The organism is Levilactobacillus huananensis, from assembly GCF_003946145.1.
Taxonomy (GTDB): domain Bacteria; phylum Bacillota; class Bacilli; order Lactobacillales; family Lactobacillaceae; genus Levilactobacillus; species Levilactobacillus huananensis.
Genome location: NZ_RHOC01000034.1, coordinates 1 through 1448 on the forward strand (window position 1 = coordinate 1; position 1448 = coordinate 1448).

Annotated in this window: 2 protein-coding genes; both read left to right on the forward strand. The window is 42.3% G+C overall.

Annotated features, from left to right (window positions below; genetic code table 11):
- Nucleotides 1–64: 64 nt before the first annotated feature.
- The gene (locus EKM71_RS11000; RefSeq protein ID WP_125574605.1) at nucleotides 65–748 is read left to right on the forward strand and encodes a helix-turn-helix domain-containing protein; all 684 of its coding nucleotides are present in this window, start codon (nucleotides 65–67) and stop codon (nucleotides 746–748) included.
- A partial coding sequence (locus tag EKM71_RS11005; protein WP_125574606.1) for a DDE-type integrase/transposase/recombinase occupies nucleotides 745–1448 on the forward strand: 704 nt, incomplete at its 3' end. The genes EKM71_RS11000 and EKM71_RS11005, both read left to right, overlap by 4 nt.

Here is a 1448-nt window from a genome sequence, read left to right on the forward strand (position 1 = left end):
AGTCCCCTTAAGGTTGACAGATGAAAAAGTATAATTCATCTGTTAACTTTGAGGGGACTTTATTATGCCTAGAACTAGATTCACGGCCGCAGAAAAGCTAAATATTATTCAGGGCCTGTCGAAAACTGATTTACCGAAGTTAGCGTATCTTGGCTTATTCAACATTAGTGGTCAGACTCTTACCAGGTGGCAAAAATTTTACAAGCAGGATGGGATCGATGGATTAGAAGAACGAAATAACTGGACTCGATATAGTCCAGAGCTTAAGCTACAAGCCGTAACAGCTTACTTGAATAAGGAAGGAAGCTTGCGTGAAATTCGGGATCGCTTTGGTCTTAGAAGCTGTACGCAGCTTCAAGACTGGATCAAAAAATTTCAGTATAATGGGACCAATAAAGCTCTGACGGCTACGCCGTCAAGAAAGCAGGTCCGCATTATGAGTCGTAAAACTACTTTTGAAGAACGAATCACAATCGTTGAGTATGTTACTGTCGATAAACATTCCTACTCTCAGGCAGCTGAACACTTTGAGGTATCGTACCAGCAGGTACGATCATGGGTTTTGAAGTCCAAGGATAACGGTTACGCAGCACTCAAAGACAATCGTGGTCGGACTAAACCCGTTGAAGAAATGACAGAACTTGAACGACTCAAGTTGGAGAATCGGCAACTTAAAGCGAAAATTAAGGAACAGGAGGTCATTGATCTCTTCTTAAAAAAAGTCCGGGAACTACAGAACAGGGAGTGAACGCTCAACGAAAATTATCTTACCAAGGGATCAAAGAAATCGGTTCTCAGATACATGGTGCACAGGCCATCCTTCTTCGTGCACTGGGAGTTTCTCGTCAGGCCTTTAATCAATGGATTCATCACAAGGAAACGGCCTGGGAGCAACAAGAAGAATTTCTCAAGCAAAAAATACTCACGTATTTTGAAAAGCATCGCCAAAGAATCGGTGCCGGAAAAATGAAGCTTTATCTTGAACACGATGATTCAATCTCCTTTTACGTCTCACTCAAACAAGTTAAACGGCTTATGACGGTCCTCCATCTCAAATGCCAGAGTCGAGTGAAGAAACATCATCGAGTAAAACAAGCGGAGCAAGAGCTCCGAGATAATGTGTTAAATCAGCAGTTTGACAAGACAACGGGGCCAAATCAAATCTGGTTGTCAGATTCTACTGAAGTGCAATATGGAATTAGCGGCGAATTTAAAGCACGACTGTGTGGTGTCTTAGATTTGCATGGACGATTTCTTATGGCATATAACTTGAGTACGACTGAGACCAGTGAAGCTGTAATTCAAACGTTCAATCAAGCTTTTCAAAAGTCTGGCAAGGTACACCCGATGGTTCATACTGACCGTGGGTCAGCATTCACGTCAAAAGCTTTCAATAATTTAATGACTGATCACGAAGTGATCAGAAGCATGTCACGTCCAGGAACACC

Bases quoted from the DNA above. Each gene is read 5' to 3' on its own strand.
- EKM71_RS11000 (WP_125574605.1), top strand. From the start codon at position 65: ATGCCTAGAACTAGATTCACGGCCGCAGAAAAGCTAAATATTATTCAG.